Here is an 18,875-nt window from a genome sequence, read left to right on the forward strand (position 1 = left end):
TCACCGTTCACGATTCGGCCGGGCAAGTAAAAAACCCCGCGTTCTCACGAACGCGGGGTTTTTGTTTTTTGGCACGGCGGCGGGGTGACCGCTGATTGCGCCGGGCGGCGTTTGCGCTAACCGTTGCGCAATTCGTTCGCCACGGCCTCGACGACGTCGCCCCACGCGCCGGGTTGCGGTTGACGCACCAGCGACGCGCCCGGATACCACGGGCTGCGTGTCTCGCCGGCAAACCAGCGCCAGTCCGCGGCGAACGGCAGCATCAGCCAGAGCGGCTTGCGCAGCGCGCCGGCCAGGTGCGCGATGGACGTATCGATCGACACCACCGCATCGAGCCGTTCGATGATCGCCGCCGTGTCCGCGAAGTCGCCGATCCGCTTGTCGAAGCGATGAATCGACGCCGCGCGCGGATGCGCGTCGAGCGCCGCGCGTTCGTCGGCGCTCAAGGCGGGCTGCAGCACGATCCAGTCGATGCCTTCGAGTGCGAACAGCGGATCGAGCGCGGCGAGCGGCATCGAACGCGTTTCGTTTTGCTGGATGCGTCCTGACCACGCAATGCCGATCTTGCGCTTCGCCTGGCCGCCGAGCGAGCCGCGCCATTTGCGGCCATAGGCGCTCGGCACGCTGAGGTAGGGCGTGCGCTCCGGAATGGTGTCGAAGGTCGTGCCGAGCGCGAGCGGCAGGCTCAGCAGCGGGCATTGCAGATCGGCGGCGGGGCGCGGCGCGCCCTGGGCGATCAGCGTCACGCGCCAGGCTTGCGCGGCAGGGGTCAGCAAGGGCAGCAGCTGCGGCTGCACTTCGAGCACGACGCGCGCCGCGCGCTGCGCGACGAGGGGGACGAAGCGCACGAATTGCAGCGTGTCGCCGAAACCTTGTTCGGCATGGACCAGCAGCGTACGTTGCGCGATCGGCTCGCCGTGCCAGCGCGGCAGCGTCTGGATCACCGGCTGTGCCATGGTTTGCAGACGCCATTCGTACTCCGGCAGCCCGCGTGGGAAGTCGCGCAACGCGAGCCACGCAAGCGCGCGGTTCAGGTGCGCGGAGGCGAGCTCGGGGCGCAGACGCAGCGCCTGATCGAAGGCGCGCACGGCCGGGCTATGCGCACCCAGCGCCTGGTGCGCGGTGCCCAGACTCAGCCACGCGAGCGCGAATTGCGGATCGAGACCGACGGCGCGTTCGAGATACGGCAGCGCCTCGGCGTGGCGTCCCATTGCCGCAAGCGCGTTACCCATGCCGAAGATGGCCGGCGGCAGGTTCGGCTGCAAGGCCAGCGCCGCCCTGAACGATGCGACCGCGTCGGCATGGCGGCCGGTGGCGTCGAACGTGTTGGCAAGATTGAAGTGCGCGGCGACGAAGCGCGGCTCGGCCGCCAACGCCGTCTCGAAACACGGCACCGCCTCTTCCGCGCGACCGAGCGCGTTCAGCGACATGCCCATGTTATTGAGCGCGCCGGCATGACCGGGACGCAATTCGAGCGTGCGCCGGAACGCGGCGATGGCTTCCGTGTGGCGTCCGAGCGCGTGCAGCGCGTTGCCGAGGTTGTTATGCGACGAAGCGTCGTTCGGTTGCAGGCGCAACGACTTTTCGAACGCGTCGGCGGCGTCTTCATGACGGCCCGCGGCGGCGTATGCGTTGCCCAGGTTGTAGTGCGCCATCGGAAACGATGGCGCGAGCGTCAGCGCATTGCGGAACTGTTCGATGGCGCCGTCGATCTGGCCCAGCGCCTTCAGCGCGTTGCCCAGGTTCAGTTGCAGCGCGGCGTCTTCCGGGCGCAGGTTCACCGCGCGCCGCACGAGCTCGGCGGCTTCGGCGTGCTGGCCCTGCTGGTGGCGCAGGACGCCCAGCAGGTGCAACGCATCGACGTGCGCGGGATTGCCGTCGAGCGTCGCGCGGTAGCCGCGTTCGGCGTCGTCGAGGCGGCCGTCACGATGCGCCGCGAAAGCGCGGTCAAATACAGGTTGCATGACGGGGGATGGCATTCGGGTGAGGCAGAGGCCGCATTTTCCCACACTCGCCGGACCGCACTCCGATTTGACCGGTTGTCTCAATATCTATAACATATGAATACATGTTCATATGTACTTCCGCAACGCCACCTGTCATGGCTTCTTCACTCGCGTCCGCCACTTCCACCACTTCGTTTGCCAGCTTTGACGATCGTTCGGTCGACACGATCGTGCCGCTGGCCGACCTGTTTCGCCTGCTCGGCGACCCGACGCGCCTACGCATCGTGCTGGCGTGCCTGGACGAGCGGCGCGCTGTCGGGGCGATTGCCCAGGCACTGGGTTTGTCGCCGTCGCTGGTGAGCCATCATTTGCGGCTGCTTCGCGCGGCGCGAATCGTGCGCGCGGAGCGGCAGGGCAAGCAGGTTTTCTACCTCGCCGCCGACCGCCATATCAGCGCGATGCTGGCGGGCATGCTCGAACACGTGGCCGAACCGGCCGGCGATGAATCTCTGGACGCGTCATGAAGAAAAACGAGCACGACCACGAAGCACATGGCCACGTCGGCCATGAACATACTCACGGTCACACCCACAGTCATAGTCACGGTCACGCCGGCCACCACCACGCTCATGCCCCTGTCGCGGGCCACGGCCGCGCGTTCGCGCTCGCCGTCGTGTTGAACATCGCCATCGTGGTGGCCCAAGCCGTCTACGGCGTACTTGCCCATTCCACCGCGCTGCTCGCCGACGCCGGCCACAATCTCTCCGACGTCCTCGGCCTGCTGCTCGCCTGGGGCGCCGCCTGGCTCGCCACGCGTCGTCCGTCGGCGCGCTACACGTTCGGTTATGGCAGTTCGTCGATCCTCGCCTCGCTCGTCAATGCTGGGCTGTTGCTGTTCGCATGCGGCGTGATCGTCGCCGAAGCCATCGGGCGGCTGATGAATCCGGCGCCGGTGGCGGGGCTCGCGGTGTTCGTCGTCGCGACGGTCGGCGTGGTGGTCAATGGGATTTCCGCGTGGCTTTTCATGCGCGGGCAGAAGGAAGACCTGAACATTCGCGGCGCATTCCTGCATATGGCGGCGGATGCCGGCATCTCGGCAGCGGTCGCGGTGAGCGGCCTCGTGATTCTCTATACCAACTGGACGTGGCTCGACCCGGTCATGAGCCTGCTGGTGGTGGCGGTCGTGGTGGTCGGCACGTGGGGGCTGTTACGCGATTCGGTGCGCCTCGCGCTCGACGCCGTGCCCCCCGGCGTCGATCTGCAAAGCATCCGCGACTATCTGGCGGGGCAGCCCGGCGTCGTCGATGTGCATGATCTGCACGTATGGGCCCTGTCGACCACCGGCAATGCGCTCAGCGCGCATCTGGTGATGCCGGCCGGCCACCCCGGCGACGAGTCGCTCGACGGCATCGTCGTCATGCTGCGCGAACGCTTTTCGATGCAGCACGCGACGCTGCAAGTCGACCTTGGCACCACGCAGCACCGGTGCGCAATGGATCGTGCGCCGCACGCGCATTGAGGCAAACTGGCACGCACAGCAAGTTCACAGCGAGCCCAGGCCAATCGCGTGATTGATGCAGCGCATCGTCAGCCCGTTGCTGGCGGCGTTCCAAGGCGACTTCCTGCGGGCGTACACTAGAACGCATTGTTGTTTCCGGAGTTCCGCATGGACGCTGCCGCAAACGATGTGTCGCCGGTGCTGATCGTCGGGGCGGGGCCCACGGGGCTCGCCGCGGCGATGAGTCTGGCGCGTGCCCACATCCCCGTGCGTCTGATCGACAAAGCCATGCAACCGAACCCGTATTCGCGGGCCATCGGCATCCAGGCGCGCACGCTCGAGTTGCTCGAGCAGCATCGGCTGGTCGAACCGTTTCTCGAACTCGGCCATCGCGCGCGCATCGCCAATCTGTTTTCGAACGGCATGCGTCTCGCGCAACTCGATTTCGATCCGCTTCACACGCGCTATCCGTATCTGCTGTTTCTCGATCAGTCCGTGACGGAGCGGTTGCTGACGGAACACCTCGCGACGCTCGGCGTAACGGTCGAGCGCGGTGTCGAGCTGACAATGTTCGCGCAAGGCTCCGCCAGCATTCAGGCGACGTTGCGCCGCGCGGACGGCCACACGGAGACGATGCGTCCGTCGTACATGATCGCCGCCGACGGCGCGCACAGCGCGATCCGTCACCGGCTGGGTCTGAGCTTCGAAGGCAAGACCTTCGAGCAGACTTTCCTGCTCGCCGATCTGCACGCCGAAACCGATTGGCCCGAAGACGAGTTTCACATCTTCGCGTCAGGCGAAGGACTGGTGGCGCTGTTTCCGATGGGCCACGGCCGGCATCGTCTGATCGCGGATCATGCCGTCGAGCCTGCCGCCGTCGCGCCGTCCGCGACGCCCGCCGTGCTGGGCGAACCGCCGTTGAACAAGGTGCCGGCGCCGTCGCTCGAGGAGTGCAAGGCGCTGATCGCGAGGCGCGTGCGCGAGCGGGTCGACGTGTCGGATCTGGCGTGGTCCTCGTATTTCCATGTGAATAGCCGCATGGTGGACCGGTTGCGTGTCGGCCGAATTTTTCTTGCGGGCGACGCCGCGCACGTGCACAGCCCGGCCGGCGCACAAGGTATGAACACCGGCATTCAGGAAGCGTTCAACCTCGGCTGGAAGCTGGCGCGGGTCTTGAGGAGCGCGGCGCCCGATCGCCTACTCGATACCTATTACCTTGAACGTCATCCGATCGAACGTGACGTGCTGCGGCAGACCGGCTTCATCACGCATATGGCCGAGGCCGATCACGGACCGCTCAAGCTGCTGCGCGAACGCGTGATGCCGGTGCTCGCCGCGCTGGGTCCGCTGCGCGACGCCGCACGCGCCACTATCAGCGAACTGTCGATCCAGTACCGGCGCAGTCCGCTGACGCTCGAACGTGTGCTCGACGGCGGACCGCGTGCCGGCGAACGCGCGCCCGATGCGCTGGTGCATGTGGTGGACGGACCGCTTGGCCGCGCGCCCGGCGTCGGCTGCATTTTCGATCTGCACGATCCGGCGTTCTTCTCGCTATTCCTGCTAGTGCCGCCGCTGCCTGTCGACGAAAAGCCGCTCGATCCCGCGGCGAAGCATGCGCCGCCGCCGGACGCGGAAATGGAACGCGTGGCGGCGGAAGTCGAGCGATTGCTGCCGGGAGCGGTGCGCATCTGGCGCATCACGGATACCACCGGCGATGGCGGCCCGGCGCTCTCCGAATCGTATGGCCGCACGCGGCCGTCGTTCTATCTGGTGCGGCCCGACGGATATATCAGCGCGCGCGGACGCACCGGCTCCGATCTGCACGGCCTGTTGCGGCATTGCGAAGCCTGGTTCACGGTGAGTGGCGAGATACCGGAGCAGGCGGCCCTGTGACGTGGGCCGCCTGAGTATCGATTGCGCAAGTGCGTGAGCGCTGCCCCGCTCACACCGTCGTAGGCGCGGCCGGCGTCAGCTGCTCGCGATGTTTGATGAGCGCTGCCTCGACGATGCCCGACATCTCAATGCCGCTCGCATCCGGCTCATCGAGCGCCGCCAGCAACGCGCGCCGCATGCGTGGCTCCCAGAAACGGCGGATATGGTCGGCAATGCCGGCGAGCGCTTCCTCGCGGTCGGGCATCGAATCGAAAAAATCGCCGATCCGGTTGGCCATGTCGATCAGGTTCTGATTGTCCATGCCTGACCTCACTTGCCCGATGTCGCGTTGGCCAACTCGCGCTGCTTCAGCAGATCGAGCTGTTCGGTGTTGAAACGCGAATAGTCTTTCTGCCATTGCGACGGCTGTTCGACCGGCATCACCTGCACCGCGGTCACCTTGTACTCCGGACAGTTGGTCGCCCAATCCGAGCTATCGGTGGTGATCACGTTCGCGCCCGATTCGGGGAAGTGGAACGTCGTATAGACGACGCCCGGCTGCATGCGCTCGGTCACCTTCGCGCGCAACACGGTTTGCCCCGCGCGCGATTCGATGCCGACCCAGTCGTCGGTCTTGATGCCGCGCTCTTCGGCATCGTGCGGATGAATTTCCAGCCGGTCTTCGTCGTGCCAGCGCGAATTCTCGGTGCGGCGCGTTTGCGCGCCCACGTTGTATTGCGACAGGATGCGGCCCGTGGTGAGCAGCATCGGGAATTTGCGCGTGACTTTCTCGGGCGTCGCGATGAACTTCGTAATCACGAACTTGCCCTTGCCGCGCACGAACGTGTCGATGTGCATGGTCGGCGTGCCGTCCGGCGCCTCTTCGTTGCACGGCCACTGGATGCTGCCCAGCTCGTCGAGCTTCTTGTACGAGACGCCGTGGAAGGTCGGCGTGAGACGCGCGATCTCGTCCATGATCTGCGACGGATGCGTGTAGTCCATTTCATAGCCGAGCGCGCGCGCGAGCAGCACCGTGACTTCCCAGTCGGCGTAACCCGGCACCGGCGGCATGACCTTGCGCACGCGCGAGATGCGGCGCTCCGCGTTGGTGAACGTGCCGTCCTTTTCGAGGAACGACGAACCGGGCAGCAGCACGTGCGCATACTTGGCGGTCTCGTTCAGGAAAATGTCCTGCACCACGATGCATTCCATCGACGACAGCGCGGCCGACACGTGATGCGTATTCGGATCCGACTGCACGATGTCTTCGCCCTGGCAGTACAGACCCTTGAAGGTGCCATGCACGGCGGCGTCGAACATGTTCGGAATGCGCAGGCCCGGCTCCGGTTGCAGCGTGACATTCCAGGCTTCTTCGAACAGCGTGCGCGTGACCGTGTCGCTGATGTGGCGATAGCCCGGCAGTTCGTGCGGGAACGAGCCCATGTCGCACGAACCCTGCACGTTGTTCTGGCCGCGCAGCGGATTCACGCCCACGCCTTCGCGGCCGATGTTGCCCGTCGCCATCGCGAGGTTGGCGATGCCCATCACCATCGTCGAGCCTTGCGCGTGTTCGGTGACGCCGAGACCGTAGTAGATTGCGGCGTTGCCGCCGGTCGCATAGATGCGGGCGGCTTCGCGCACGAATTGAGCCGGCACGCCTGTCACTGCTTCGGTCGCCTCCGGCGCGTTCTCGGGCAGCGCGACGAAATCGCGCCATTGCTCGAACGCGCGGGTTTCGCAGCGCTCGGCGACGAACGCTTCGTTGACGAGGCCTTCCGTGACGATCACATGCGCCAGCGCGTTCACGACGGCCACGTTGGTGCCGGGCAGCAATTGCAGATGATGCGAGGCCTTCACGTGCGGCGTGTCGACGATATCGATGCGGCGCGGATCCACGACGATCAGCTTCGCGCCTTCACGCACGCGGCGCTTCAGGCGCGAGCCGAACACCGGGTGGCCGTCGGTCGGATTCGCGCCGATCACCATGATCACGTCGGCTTTATCGACAGAGGCGAATGTCTGCGTGCCCGCCGATTCGCCGAGCGTGGTCTTCAATCCATAGCCGGTCGGCGAGTGGCAAACACGCGCGCAGGTGTCGACGTTGTTGTTGCCGAACGCGGCGCGCACGAGCTTTTGCACCAGATACGTTTCTTCGTTCGTGCAACGCGACGACGTGATGCCGCCGATCGAATCGCGGCCGTGTTTCGCCTGAATGCGGCGGAATTCCGACGCCGCATACGTGAGCGCTTCTTCCCAGCTGACTTCGCGCCACGGATCGGTGATCTTCGCGCGGATCATCGGCTTGGTGATGCGGTCCTTGTGCGTCGCGTAGCCCCAGGCAAAGCGGCCCTTCACGCAGGCGTGGCCTTCATTGGCCTGGCCGTTCTTGTGCGGCACCATGCGCACGACCTCGTTGCCCTTCATCTCCGCCTTGAACGAGCAGCCGACACCGCAATACGCGCACGTTGTGACGACCGAATGCTCGGCCTGGCCGAGCATGATGACGGTCTTTTCCTGCAAGGTCGCGGTCGGGCACGCGGCCACACACGCGCCGCACGACACGCATTCCGATTCCATGAACGGCACGTTTTCGCTGGCCGCCACGCGCGATTCGAAACCGCGCCCGGCGATAGTCAGCGCGAAGGTGCCTTGCGTTTCTTCGCACGCGCGCACGCAGCGATTGCAGACGATGCACTTCGACGGGTCATAGGTGAAGTACGGGTTCGACTCGTCTTTCTTGTCCTTCAGGTGATTCGCGCCGTCAAAGCCGTAGCGCACTTCGCGCAAGCCCGTGACGCCCGCCATGTCCTGCAGTTCGCAGTCGCCATTGGCGGGGCAGGTGAGACAGTCGAGCGGGTGATCGGAGATGTACAACTCCATCACATTGCGGCGCAGCGACTGCAGACGATCCGTTTGCGTGCGGACCTTCATGCCGGCTTCGACCGGCGTCGTGCACGAGGCGGGATAGCCGCGCTTGCCTTCGATTTCCACCAGACACAAACGGCACGAGCCGAACGGTTCCAGCGAATCGGTCGCGCAAAGCTTCGGCACGTTGACGCCCGCTTCGACGGCGGCGCGCATCACCGAGGTGCCGGCAGGAACAGTCACGGATTGGCCGTCGATTTCCAGCGTGACGTCGACATCGGCATGCCGCGCGGGCGTGCCGAAATCGGTGTCGTCGAAAAAGGATCGGGTGGCGCGCTGCTGCGCCTGCGACTTGCATGCGCAGTTGCCTGAGCCGCAGCCGCCGGCAGGGGAGTTGAGCAGGTCGGACATGTTTTGGCTCCTGGGTCAGGCCGCTTTCGGCGCGTGATGAGACACGTTGGCGAGACCGAAGTCTTCGGGGAAATGATCGAGCGCGGACAGCACCGGGAACGGCGTCATGCCGCCCATCGCGCAGAGCGAACCGGACACCATCGTGTCGCACAGATCACGCAGCAACTGCACCTGGCGTATGGACGTATCGCCGTTGCGAATCCGGCCGATCACTTCGACGCCGCGCGTCGAGCCGATCCGGCACGGCGTGCATTTGCCGCACGATTCGAGCGCGCAAAAGTGCATGGCGTACTGCGCGAGTTCGGCGAGATTCGAGGTGTCGTCATGCACGACGAGGCCGCCGTGGCCTACCACCGCGCCGACTGCCGCGTACGCCTCGTAGTCCATCGGGATGTCCCACTGGCTTTCCGGCAGATACGTGCCGAGCGGGCCGCCCACTTGCACCGCGCGCGCCGGCCGGCCGCTCGCCGTGCCGCCGCCGTAGTCGTAGAGCAATTCGCGCAGCGTGACGCCGAACGCGAGTTCGACCAGGCCGCCTTGCTTCACATTGCCCGCGAGCTGGAACGGCAGCGTGCCGCGCGAGCGGCCCATGCCGAAGTCTTTGTAGAACGCCGCGCCGCGCGCGAAGATGATCGGCACCGTGGCGAGCGTGATGACGTTATTGATCACGGTCGGCTGGCCGTACAGGCCGACGAGCGCCGGCACTGGCGGCTTGGCGCGCACGATGCCGCGCTTGCCTTCGAGCGATTCGAGCAGCGCCGTTTCCTCGCCGCACACATAGGCGCCGGCGCCTTTGGCGACGAACAGTTCGAAGCGATGCGTTGTCGAGAGCACGCTGTCGCCGAGCCAGCCGGCGGCGCGTGCTTTCGCGATCGCCGCTTCGAGCGTTGCGATCGAATGCGGATACTCGCTGCGCACGTAGATATGGCCGACCGTCGCGCCCGTTACGATGCCCGCGATGATCATCCCTTCGATCAGCACGTACGGATCGCTTTCCATCACGAGACGATCGGAGAAGGTGCCGGAATCGCCTTCGTCCGCGTTGCAGACGATGTATTTCTGCGCCGCCTTGGCGCCGCGCACCGTGCGCCATTTGATGCCGGCCGGGAAGGCCGCGCCGCCACGTCCGCGCAGGCCGGATTCGATCAAGGCTTCACAGGCGGCGTCGCCGTCGGTTTGCAAAGCCTTGCGCAAGCCTTCGAGGCCGCCGTGGGCGACGTAATCGTCGATGGAAAGCGGATCCGTGATGCCGATGCGCGCGAAGGTCAGGCGCTGCTGCTTCTTCAGATACGGAATGTCGTCGACCACGCCGACGCGCCGTGCATGCGCGCCGCCTTCGGCGAAGCCGGCGTCGAACAACGCGGCGACGTCGCCGGCTTCGATGTTCGCGTAGCCGATGCGGCCTTCAGGCGTTTGCACTTCGACGAGCGGTTCGAGCCACAGCAGGCCGCGCGAACCGTTGCGAACCAGTTCGACTTCAAGGCCGCGGCGCGCGGCTTCGGCTTCGATCGCCTGAGCGAGCGCGTCAGCGCCGAGCGCCAAAGCCGACGAATCACGGGGAACGTAGATGCGCGTCATGCCGTCACCTCCACGCACTTGCTGGCGGCCGCGAAGATCGCGTCGAACTTTTGCGGCGTGACTCGGGCGTGCAAGGTGCCGTTGAGCATCAGCGCCGGCGACAGCGCACATTGGCCGAGGCAATACACCGATTCTAGTTCGACTGTCGCGCCGTGCTGGTGTTCGCCGTCGAAGCGGCAGCCGGTGTGCGCCTCGATATGCTGCGCGAGTGCTTCGGTGCCCATGCTGCGGCAGGCTTCCGCGCGGCACAGTTGCACCGTGACGGGCGCGGCCGGTTGCGTGCGGAAGTGGTGGTAGTAGGTGATGACGCCGTGCACTTCCGCGCGCGACAGGTTCATGGCACGCGCTAGCGGTGCGACCGCGGCGGGCGGCACGTAACCGACTTCGTCCTGAATCGCGTGCAAGACCGCTAGCAACGACACGCCCGGCTGCGCGTGACGCTGTACGAGTTGATCCGGCGCGATGGCGATGGAATCGTCCAAGTGGGGGCTCCTCCAAAGTCATATATGCACTTGTTATTCATAATGCGTGCACTTATGCTTCGTTTATTCAGTATGGGATAGCCGAACAATAGGCGGGCGATTCAGCCGATGCAATAGGAAAGAGTTCAACATATATGATCAGAATCGAGTGTCAGGCACAGCTGGTGGTGAAGGGTCCGGACGGCCGAGAGGCAAGCCTGTCGGACGTGGTGCCGCTGCTCGCGCTGGTGGATGAATCCGGCAGCATCGCGCAGGCGGCGACGCTTAAGGGTTTGTCCTACCGTCACGCGTGGGGTTTACTGCGCAGCATCGAAGAGCGTTTGGGCGGTCCGCTGATCGCGAAGGAGCGTGGCCGCGGCTCGGTGCTCTCCGAACTCGGGCAAGCGGTATTGCGTGCGCAGCGTCTGTGCGGCGAGCGGCTCGACGGCAACATGCAGGCACTCGCCAGCGAAGTGGCGAGCGATCTGAACCGCTGGCTGGCACCGCCCGCCGACGACGTGCGCATCTTCGCGTCGCACGGCTATGCGGTGGCCGCGCTCGTGACGGCGTTGGTCGCCAACGACCTGCCGGTCGACATCAAGTATCGCGACAGCGCGGACGCCGTCAGCGCGCTCGCGCGCGGCGAATGCGATCTGGCCGGCTTCCATTTGCCGCTCGGCGAGTTCCGCGCGGCGTGCGCGGATGCGTATCGGCGCTGGCTCGATCCGCAGCGTCACCTGCTCGTGCATCTCACGCGACGCAAGCAAGGACTCTTTCTCGGCAAGGGCAATCCGAAGGGAATCGCCGGCCTCGGCGATCTCGCGCGCGACGATATCCGCTTCGTGAATCGACAGCCGGGCTCCGGCACGCGCATGTTGCTCGATCTCGCGCTACGGAAAGTCGGAGTCGATCCAGATCGGGTCAATGGATATGCGTCGGCCGAACTCACGCATTCGGCGATTGCGGCGTTCGTCGCGAGCGGCATGGCGGATGTGGGTTTCGGCGTGGAGCCCGCGGCGCATCACTTCGGTCTCGACTTCATTCCGGTCGTCGACGAAGACTATTACTTTGCCTGCGACCGCGCGCGCCTCGAACGTGCGCCGCTCGCGACGGTGCTCGAATTGCTACGCGGCAGCGCGTTTCGCCATAACGTCGATCAGCTCGAAGGCTATGATCCGCAGGACTGTGGCAAGGTGGTCGATCTGGAGGAGGGCTTGGGCGAAGCGGTGGCGTAAGCCGCGGTAAACATCAGGCTGTGTTTGGCGCTGCGTATGGCGTCCGTTTGGGATACTCTCTAAGCTTCCGCTTCCGCCTTAACCGCGCGTTACGTCGCGCCGATCGATATGAAAGTCATTCTTCACGCATGTGCTGCCGTTGCGACCGCTGGTGTGCTCCTCGCCACCGCGTCAGTTGCTTTCGCACAGAATTCGCCGGGTGTTCCGGGCGGCATTCTGCAAGATCAGTTCCGTCTTGCCGAGCATCCGCAAATGCCGTTTGCGGCGTCGGCGCCCACGGACAAATACCAGACCGGCAAAAAATCGGCCATGCGCAAGCGAGGCGATATGGGCGATCCGAATGGCTGCAATCTGCAGTGCCCTAAAGACGAATAAGCGGACGCACGGGTCCGTTGTGGGTGCGACGCCGGCGTTCTGCCGGCGTCTTCCTTTTGGCTCTCAGGTTCAGCTTGGCGTTGTTGCCTTGCGCGTGGCGCTTAAGGCTTGGCCGTATGCCACATGTCCTTGAAGCCTTCTCCCTTCATGTCTCCCGCCTGCTTGTCCGCTGCGTAGCGATACAGCGGGTGGCCCTTGTACGCCCATTGCTGCTTGCCGTCGGCGCCATTGATCAAGGTCCAGTCGCCGGACGGTTTGTCCGACGCACTAGCCGTGGCCGCGGGCCAATAGTTCATGCAGCCGCCGGTGCAGGCGCTCACGCCGGGTGTGGTGTCCTTGTCGAACGTATAGAGCGTCATGCCGTCCGCAGTGACGAAGCGCCCGTCGACGATTTTCGGTGCTTCGGCGAAAGCGCTTTGTTGCAGTGCGAGGAGGGCGAGGCAGAAGAGAGTCTTGCGCATGATGTCGGCTCCTGGTTTTAGTGTTGGTCTCACGCGAGGCACAGCGTGCGTGCGCGTGAGGGTCAAACGACTGAGCGGATGCCTTTATTCCAATCACTGCTTCGCGAGGCGATCGGATTAGGGTCCGTCAGGGAACAGCCCGGGGGTGAGATAAGAAAAGGATAGTGCGGGAAAGAGCGCAGCGGGAAGGACGCGGGGAATAAGAAAAAACCCGCAAGCAGCAGGCCGCTTACGGGTTTCCGGTGAGACTTGATGGTGCAGCGTGAAACGTGTTCTGGTGGAGGCGGCGGGAATCGAACCCGCGTCCAGAAGCACTCTACGACCAGTTCTACATGTTTAGTTCTGTCATTTGATTTAACCGTAGCGACGCGGACGAACACGCTGCACTACGGCGATTCACTAGGTTTTCGACCCGGACGTCGTGACACCGCCAAGGCTTAACTGACGTATATGACCTCTGTCGGTATTGCTACCGGTCTTGCGACACTAGCCCGTCAGTGAACTAGGCAGAGGACGGCGGCCCTTAGGCTGCCAGTGCGAACGTATCGTCGTTTGCAGTTACGTTTTTCCCATTGATTAACGAGGTGACGGGTCCTCGACATGCCCTAGCCGCTTCGCAACCCCTGTCGAAACCAGGTCGCCCCCGCGGTTCGTTGCTCAAGTTTCTGAGCCAAGCGTTGATTTTACAATAGATTGACGGCCACGTCCTGACTGATCGGCGCCGCTGGCTTTGCTTTTGCCCGCCGCCTGCGTTTCAGCCGAGGTCGCGCAGCAGCCTGTGCAATTCAGCCGGCGATTGGACGACGTGTTGCGCGTGCCATTGGGTCGGCGGAATATCGTTGCCGCAGTAGCCGTACGCCGCCGCGACCGTCTTCATGCCGGCGGCGAAACCCGCCTGCACGTCGCGCAGATCGTCGCCGACGTAGACGATGCGCTCCGGCACCACGTCCAGCTCGCGCGCGGCGTGCAGCAACGGCGCCGGATGCGGTTTGGAATGCGGCGTCGTGTCGCCGCTCACGACACAACCGGCGCGCTCTTCGAGGCCGAGTTGCGCGACCAGCGGCTCGGTAAGCCGCGCAACCTTGTTCGTGACGATGCCCCAGCGCACGCCGCGTGCGTCGAGTTCGTCGAGTATTTCCTGAATGCCGGGGAACAGCGTGGTCTCGATGCACAGGTCCGCTTCATAGTTGGCGAGGAACTCCTCGCGCATCGACGCGAACTCGTGACTATCGGGGCCGATCCCGAACGCACCGCCGATCAGCCCGCGCGCGCCCGCGGACGCAAGCGGGCGCAGATCTTCGAGCGGCACCATCTCCAGCCCGCGATCGTGGCGCATCTTGTTGACGGCGGCCGCGAGGTCGGGCGCCGTGTCGGCTAGCGTGCCGTCGAGGTCGAACAGGACGGCTTGGCAAAGACCGAGTGCGTCTTCGTTGTCTTCGCGTTGGGGCAGGGGCGTGGGATCGCTCATTGATTCGATAGGTCCGGCAGGTCGGGGCGGATCAGACGTCGCGTCGGCAGGCGAGCATGTAGTTCACGCTCGTGTCGGCGGACAGCGTGAAATGCTTGCTGAGCGGGTTATAGACGATGCCTTTGATATCGGCCGTGCGCAATTCGGCGGCGCGCACGAAGCTCGCCAATTCCGATGGGCGAATGAAGCGCGCGTAGTCGTGCGTGCCCTTGGGCAGCATTCGCGCGATGTATTCGGCGCCGATCACGGCGAACAGGTACGACTTCACGTTGCGGTTCAGCGTGGAAAAGAACACCCAGCCGCCGGGTTTCACCAGCGTCTTGCACGCCTCGACTATGGCGGCAGGCCGCGGCACGTGCTCCAGCATTTCCATGCAGGTCACGACGTCGTACGTACCCGGCTCGCGGGCAGCGAGCGCCTCGGCGGCGATTTCTTCGTAATCGACTGTTACACCACTTTCAAGGCTGTGAAGATCGGCTACGCCCAAAGCCTGGGTCGACAAGTCAATGCCCTTCACGTGCGCACCCAGGCTAGCCATCGACTCGGACAGAATGCCGCCACCGCAGCCGATATCCAGCACGGTCTTGCCCGCGAGATGCGCGTGCGTGTCGATCCAGTTCAGGCGAATCGGATTGAGCTCGTGTAACGGCTTGAATTCGGCGTTCGGGTCCCACCAACGATGCGCAAGGTCGCTAAATTTCTGCAGTTCGTGGGGATCGGCGTTGGTCATGACGGAAGCTGCCTCGAAGAGAGCGGTGAGCGGGCGCTCGAGGATAAACCCTGAGTATATAGGTCGAGGGACGGAGCGGCAAAATGCCCCCGCTCGAGGTCCGGCTGGTGGAGCCGCGCGGCATCGCACCGTGGTCGGACATAAAAAAAGCCCCGCCGAAGCGGGGCTTTGATACTGCGGTAATTTGTTGCTTACTGCTTCGAAGTACCGACAACTTCGACTTCCACGCGACGATCCGGTGCGAGGCAGGCGATGAGTTGCTTGTGGTTCTTCTGGTTGCAACCGGTCGTGACCGGGTTGCGCTTGCCCTTGCCTTCCGTATAGATACGGTTGGATTCGATGCCCTTGCTGACGAGGTATGCCTTCACAGCTTGAGCACGGCGCAGCGACAGACGGTCGTTGTACTTGTCCGAACCGATACGGTCCGTGTAACCCGTTGCGACGACGACTTCAAGGTTCAGCGCGCCGATCTTCGATGCCAGATCGTCCAGCTTTTCCTTGCCAGCCGGCTTCAGGATTGCCTTGTCAAAGTCGAACAGTGCGTCAGCTTGATACGTAATCTTCTGGCTCGTAATAGCCGGTGCAGGTGCGACCGGAGCCGGCGGAGTCGGAGCTTGAGCAACCAGAGCGCCATCGCACTTTGCGTTGGCCGTTGCCGGCGTCCAGAACGCATCGCGCCAGCACAGCTCGTTCGTGCCGTTCATCCACACGTATTCGCCGGTACCATTCACCCAGTTGTCGTTCGTAGCTTGTCGCGACGCCGGCACCGACTGTGCCATGGCGGATGCAGCCATAACCGCGGTAGCTGCAATGAACGCGAGCTTTGAAAGTTTATTCATATTTCTCCTCTCGAAATTGAGATTACCGCAGGTTTACTGCGAGCCTGTTGACGAAGACAAGTCATACATTGCTCGAAGTATAACATCGGTGTAGAACAAAAAACGTGCTGTGTAGACTTCGAGCAGTGTCTAACTCTTTGTGCGTTGGCATTTTGCCATATCGTTCCCTTCCAACGATAAAAAAATCTGCCCCCGATCGAATCGCCCTCCAATTGTGGTGCATGCGCAACAAAAGCAATTCCCTGGAGGCTCCGCCAGTCATGGCTGAGCGGCGAATTGCCCCACGCACGAATCGAGCCTGACCCGGCTCAAAAATGGGCGCCCAGGAACGCTTCGCGTGCGTTCCACTAATAGGTATACGTAGGTTGGTCGGGAGCGGATTCGCGGCATGTTAGAATCGCGTGATGCGTTGCGCCTGCAATGCTTACGCGAAGGCGCGGCGAAGTGAAGTTAAGCCGTCGTCTTGGCACGTAAAAGATACGGATAATGGATCAATTCGCCAAAGAGACTCTGCCAATCTCCCTAGAGGAGGAAATGCGCCGTTCGTATCTCGATTACGCGATGAGCGTGATCGTAGGGCGTGCGCTTCCCGATGTTCGCGATGGCCTGAAGCCGGTGCACCGGCGCGTGCTGTACGCGATGCACGAACTGAACAACGACTGGAACCGGGCGTACAAGAAGTCGGCGCGTATTGTCGGCGACGTCATCGGTAAGTACCACCCGCACGGCGACACGGCTGTTTACGACACCATCGTCCGGATGGCGCAAGACTTTTCGCTGCGCTACATGCTGGTGGACGGTCAGGGCAACTTCGGCTCGGTCGACGGCGACAATGCCGCGGCAATGCGGTACACCGAAATCCGCATGGCGAAGATCGGCCACGAACTGCTGGCCGACATCGACAAGGAAACGGTCGACTTCACGCCGAACTACGACGGCAGTGAAAACGAACCGGCCATCCTGCCGGCGCGCATTCCCAATCTGCTGATCAATGGCTCGTCCGGCATCGCGGTCGGCATGGCGACCAACATTCCGCCGCACAACCTCAACGAGGTTGTCGACGCCTGCCAGCATCTGCTCAAGAACCCGGAAGCCACGATCGACGAACTGATCGAGATCATTCCGGCGCCCGACTTCCCGACCGCCGGCATCATCTACGGCGTGGCCGGCGTGCGCGACGGCTATCGCACCGGCCGTGGCCGCGTGGTGATGCGCGCGCTCACGCACTTCGAGGAAATCGACCGCGGCCAGCGCATGGCGATCATCGTCGACGAATTGCCATACCAGGTGAACAAGCGCTCACTTCTGGAGCGCATCGCCGAACTGGTCAACGAGAAGAAGCTCGAAGGCATTTCCGATATCCGCGACGAGTCCGACAAGAGCGGCATGCGCGTCGTGATCGAGCTCAAGCGCGGCGAAGTGCCGGAAGTCGTTCTCAACAATCTGTATAAGGCGACCCAGCTTCAGGACACCTTCGGCATGAACATGGTCGCGCTGGTCGACGGCCAGCCGAAGCTGCTGAACCTGAAGGAAATGCTGTCGTGCTTCCTGTCGCATCGCCGGGAAGTGCTGACGCGGCGCACTGTATACGAACTGCGCAAGGCGCGCGAACGCGGCCACGTGCTCGAAGGTCTGGCGGTTGCGCTCGCCAACATCGACGAGTTCATCGCGATCATCAAAGCCGCGCCGACTCCGCCGATCGCCAAGCAGGAATTGATGGCGCGTCCGTGGGATTCGTCTCTGGTGCGCGAAATGTTGGCGCGCGCCGAGACGGAAAACGCCTCGGCGGGTGGCCGTGAAGCCTACCGTCCTGACGGGCTGAATCCGTCGTTCGGTATGCAGACTGACGGCCTCTACCGTCTGTCCGACACCCAGACTCAGGAAATTCTGCAGATGCGTCTGCAGCGACTGACTGGTCTGGAGCAGGACAAGATCATCGGCGAGTACCGCGAAGTCATGGCGCAAATCGCCGACCTGCTGGACATTCTGGCTCGGCCGGAACGCATTACGGCGATCATCGTCGGCGAACTGACCTCGATCAAAGCCGAATTCGGCGACGCGCGCCGCTCGAAGATCGAGCTGAACGCTACCGAACTGAACACCGAAGATCTGATCACGCCGCAAGAGATGGTCGTGACCATGTCGCACGCCGGCTACGTGAAATCGCAGCCGCTGTCCGAATATAGTGCGCAGAAGCGGGGTGGCCGCGGCAAGCAGGCCACGGCAATGAAGGAAGACGACTGGATCGACACGCTGTTCATCGCGAACACGCACGATCACATTCTGTGCTTCTCGAATCGCGGTCGCGTCTACAGCGTGAAGGTTTACGAAGTGCCGCAAGGTTCGCGGAACTCGCGCGGCCGTCCGATCGTGAATATCTTCCCGCTTCAGGACGGCGAGAAGATTACGGTTGTCTTGCCGGTGAAGGAATTTTCGGCTGACAAATTCGTTTTTATGGGCACCGCGTTAGGAACCGTAAAAAAGACGCCGCTGGAAGCCTTTGGCCGTGTGTTGCGCAAGGGTATTATTGCGGTCGGTCTGGATGAGGGCGACTACCTGATCGGCGCCGCCATTACTGATGGCCAGCACGACGTCATGCTGTTCTCGGATTCGGGCAAGGCGGTTCGCTTCGACGAGAACGACGTGCGTCCGATGGGCCGTGAAGCGCGCGGTGTGCGCGGCATGCAGCTCGAAGACGGGCAAAACGTGATCGCGCTGCTAGTGGCCGGCGACGAGCAGGAGTCGGTGCTCACCGCAACCGAGAACGGTTTTGGCAAGCGCACGCCGATCACCGAGTACACCCGTCACGGTCGCGGTACGAAGGGCATGATCGCGATCCAGACGTCGGAACGTAACGGCAAGGTCGTCGCCGCCACGCTGGTGGATCAGGAAGCGCAGATCATGCTGATCACCAATACTGGCGTGCTGATCCGTACGCGGGTGTCGGAAATCCGTGAAATGGGACGCGCAACCCAAGGTGTTACACTCATCAGCCTTGACGAAGGGACCAAGCTTTCAGGTCTGCAACAGGTTGCTGAGGCGGAAGCAGAAGCTGATGCTGAAGGCGACGCCGAAGGTCCCGCAGAAGGTGACAACGGTGGCGAAGAGGGCGGTGCGGCCTGATTTGCGTCAGCGT

General features: G+C 63.5%; 15 protein-coding genes and 1 other RNA gene. 6 read left to right on the plus strand and 10 right to left on the minus strand.

Annotated elements, in window-relative coordinates; genetic code table 11:
- Positions 1-116 precede the first annotated feature (116 nt).
- Positions 117-1,964 (minus strand): tetratricopeptide repeat protein, encoded by a 1,848-nt coding sequence (locus B0G74_RS02330; protein ID WP_132373492.1) that lies wholly within the window; start codon positions 1,962-1,964, stop codon positions 117-119.
- Between the two features lie 104 nt (positions 1,965-2,068).
- On the opposite strand from B0G74_RS02330, the gene B0G74_RS02335 reads away from it, so the two are divergent.
- The 3 genes from B0G74_RS02335 (at position 2,069) to B0G74_RS02345 (ending at position 5,337) form a co-directional block, all read left to right on the plus strand.
- Positions 2,069-2,470, plus strand: a complete 402-nt coding sequence (locus tag B0G74_RS02335; RefSeq protein ID WP_207915610.1) for a metalloregulator ArsR/SmtB family transcription factor — start codon at positions 2,069-2,071, stop codon at positions 2,468-2,470.
- Positions 2,467-3,465 (plus strand): cation diffusion facilitator family transporter, encoded by a 999-nt coding sequence (locus B0G74_RS02340; protein WP_243658097.1) that lies wholly within the window; start codon positions 2,467-2,469, stop codon positions 3,463-3,465. The genes B0G74_RS02335 and B0G74_RS02340 overlap by 4 nt, the downstream gene beginning before the upstream one ends.
- Before the next feature lie 147 nt (positions 3,466-3,612).
- A complete protein-coding gene (locus tag B0G74_RS02345; protein ID WP_132373493.1) occupies positions 3,613-5,337 on the plus strand; it encodes an FAD-dependent monooxygenase in 1,725 nt (574 codons plus the stop codon).
- Positions 5,338-5,386: 49 nt separating this feature from the next.
- Here B0G74_RS02345 and B0G74_RS02350 read toward each other — a convergent pair whose 3' ends face one another.
- The 4 genes from B0G74_RS02350 to B0G74_RS02365 are packed head-to-tail and all read right to left on the minus strand — an operon-like array spanning position 5,387 to position 10,652.
- Positions 5,387-5,638 carry a formate dehydrogenase subunit delta gene (locus B0G74_RS02350; RefSeq protein ID WP_132373494.1) on the minus strand — a complete coding sequence of 84 codons (252 nt, stop codon included), beginning with the start codon at positions 5,636-5,638 and terminating at the stop codon, positions 5,387-5,389.
- Positions 5,639-5,646: 8 nt separating this feature from the next.
- On the minus strand, positions 5,647-8,592 hold the full coding sequence (gene fdhF / locus B0G74_RS02355; protein WP_132373495.1) for a formate dehydrogenase subunit alpha: 2,946 nt from the start codon (positions 8,590-8,592) through the stop codon (positions 5,647-5,649).
- Between the two features lie 15 nt (positions 8,593-8,607).
- The gene (locus B0G74_RS02360; protein ID WP_132373496.1) at positions 8,608-10,170 is read right to left on the minus strand and encodes a formate dehydrogenase beta subunit; all 1,563 of its coding nucleotides are present in this window, start codon (positions 10,168-10,170) and stop codon (positions 8,608-8,610) included.
- Positions 10,167-10,652 (minus strand): NAD(P)H-dependent oxidoreductase subunit E, encoded by a 486-nt coding sequence (locus B0G74_RS02365; RefSeq protein ID WP_132373497.1) that lies wholly within the window; start codon positions 10,650-10,652, stop codon positions 10,167-10,169. Before B0G74_RS02365 ends, B0G74_RS02360 begins: the two co-directional genes overlap by 4 nt.
- Positions 10,653-10,786: 134 nt before the next feature.
- On the opposite strand from B0G74_RS02365, the gene B0G74_RS02370 reads away from it, so the two are divergent.
- Entirely contained in the window at positions 10,787-11,866 is a 1,080-nt protein-coding gene (locus tag B0G74_RS02370; protein ID WP_132373498.1) for a substrate-binding domain-containing protein, read from the plus strand.
- Positions 11,867-11,974: 108 nt separating this feature from the next.
- Entirely contained in the window at positions 11,975-12,241 is a 267-nt protein-coding gene (locus tag B0G74_RS02375) for a hypothetical protein (RefSeq protein WP_132373499.1), read from the plus strand.
- 101 nt (positions 12,242-12,342) lie between these two features.
- Here B0G74_RS02375 and B0G74_RS02380 read toward each other — a convergent pair whose 3' ends face one another.
- The 5 genes from B0G74_RS02380 to ompA form a co-directional block, all read right to left on the minus strand.
- Positions 12,343-12,702: a hypothetical protein gene (locus B0G74_RS02380; protein ID WP_132373500.1), complete on the minus strand. Its 360-nt coding sequence runs from the start codon at positions 12,700-12,702 to the stop codon at positions 12,343-12,345.
- A 275-nt stretch (positions 12,703-12,977) separates the two neighbouring features.
- Positions 12,978-13,347, minus strand: a transfer-messenger RNA (tmRNA) gene (ssrA, locus tag B0G74_RS02385).
- A 109-nt stretch (positions 13,348-13,456) separates the two neighbouring features.
- Positions 13,457-14,170 (minus strand): phosphoglycolate phosphatase, encoded by a 714-nt coding sequence (gene gph, locus B0G74_RS02390; RefSeq protein ID WP_132373501.1) that lies wholly within the window; start codon positions 14,168-14,170, stop codon positions 13,457-13,459.
- Positions 14,171-14,201: 31 nt separating this feature from the next.
- Positions 14,202-14,900, minus strand: coding sequence for a bifunctional 2-polyprenyl-6-hydroxyphenol methylase/3-demethylubiquinol 3-O-methyltransferase UbiG (ubiG, locus tag B0G74_RS02395; protein WP_132373502.1), 699 nt, complete (start codon positions 14,898-14,900; stop codon positions 14,202-14,204).
- Positions 14,901-15,091: 191 nt separating this feature from the next.
- The gene (gene ompA, locus B0G74_RS02400; RefSeq protein WP_028200089.1) at positions 15,092-15,739 is read right to left on the minus strand and encodes an outer membrane protein OmpA; all 648 of its coding nucleotides are present in this window, start codon (positions 15,737-15,739) and stop codon (positions 15,092-15,094) included.
- Positions 15,740-16,225: 486 nt separating this feature from the next.
- On the opposite strand from ompA, the gene gyrA reads away from it, so the two are divergent.
- The gene (gyrA, locus tag B0G74_RS02405; protein ID WP_132373503.1) at positions 16,226-18,862 is read left to right on the plus strand and encodes a DNA gyrase subunit A; all 2,637 of its coding nucleotides are present in this window, start codon (positions 16,226-16,228) and stop codon (positions 18,860-18,862) included.
- Positions 18,863-18,875: the final 13 nt, after the last annotated feature.

Source organism: Paraburkholderia sp. BL9I2N2 (assembly GCF_004339745.1).
Taxonomy (GTDB): Bacteria; Pseudomonadota; Gammaproteobacteria; order Burkholderiales; family Burkholderiaceae; genus Paraburkholderia.

Excerpts from the sequence above, each read along its gene's own strand:
- B0G74_RS02360 (WP_132373496.1), bottom strand. The coding sequence starts at position 10,170 with ATGACGCGCATCTACGTTCCCCGTGATTCGTCGGCTTTGGCGCTCGGC.
- B0G74_RS02350 (WP_132373494.1), bottom strand. The coding sequence starts at position 5,638 with ATGGACAATCAGAACCTGATCGACATGGCCAACCGGATCGGCGATTTT.
- fdhF (WP_132373495.1), bottom strand. The coding sequence starts at position 8,592 with ATGTCCGACCTGCTCAACTCCCCTGCCGGCGGCTGCGGCTCAGGCAAC.
- gyrA (WP_132373503.1), top strand. The coding sequence starts at position 16,226 with ATGGATCAATTCGCCAAAGAGACTCTGCCAATCTCCCTAGAGGAGGAA.
- B0G74_RS02375 (WP_132373499.1), top strand. The coding sequence starts at position 11,975 with ATGAAAGTCATTCTTCACGCATGTGCTGCCGTTGCGACCGCTGGTGTG.
- B0G74_RS02345 (WP_132373493.1), top strand. The coding sequence starts at position 3,613 with ATGGACGCTGCCGCAAACGATGTGTCGCCGGTGCTGATCGTCGGGGCG.
- B0G74_RS02330 (WP_132373492.1), bottom strand. The coding sequence starts at position 1,964 with ATGCAACCTGTATTTGACCGCGCTTTCGCGGCGCATCGTGACGGCCGC.
- ompA (WP_028200089.1), bottom strand. The coding sequence starts at position 15,739 with ATGAATAAACTTTCAAAGCTCGCGTTCATTGCAGCTACCGCGGTTATG.
- B0G74_RS02340 (WP_243658097.1), top strand. The coding sequence starts at position 2,467 with ATGAAGAAAAACGAGCACGACCACGAAGCACATGGCCACGTCGGCCAT.
- B0G74_RS02380 (WP_132373500.1), bottom strand. The coding sequence starts at position 12,702 with ATGCGCAAGACTCTCTTCTGCCTCGCCCTCCTCGCACTGCAACAAAGC.
- ubiG (WP_132373502.1), bottom strand. The coding sequence starts at position 14,900 with ATGACCAACGCCGATCCCCACGAACTGCAGAAATTTAGCGACCTTGCG.
- B0G74_RS02370 (WP_132373498.1), top strand. The coding sequence starts at position 10,787 with ATGATCAGAATCGAGTGTCAGGCACAGCTGGTGGTGAAGGGTCCGGAC.
- B0G74_RS02335 (WP_207915610.1), top strand. The coding sequence starts at position 2,069 with ATGTTCATATGTACTTCCGCAACGCCACCTGTCATGGCTTCTTCACTC.
- gph (WP_132373501.1), bottom strand. The coding sequence starts at position 14,170 with ATGAGCGATCCCACGCCCCTGCCCCAACGCGAAGACAACGAAGACGCA.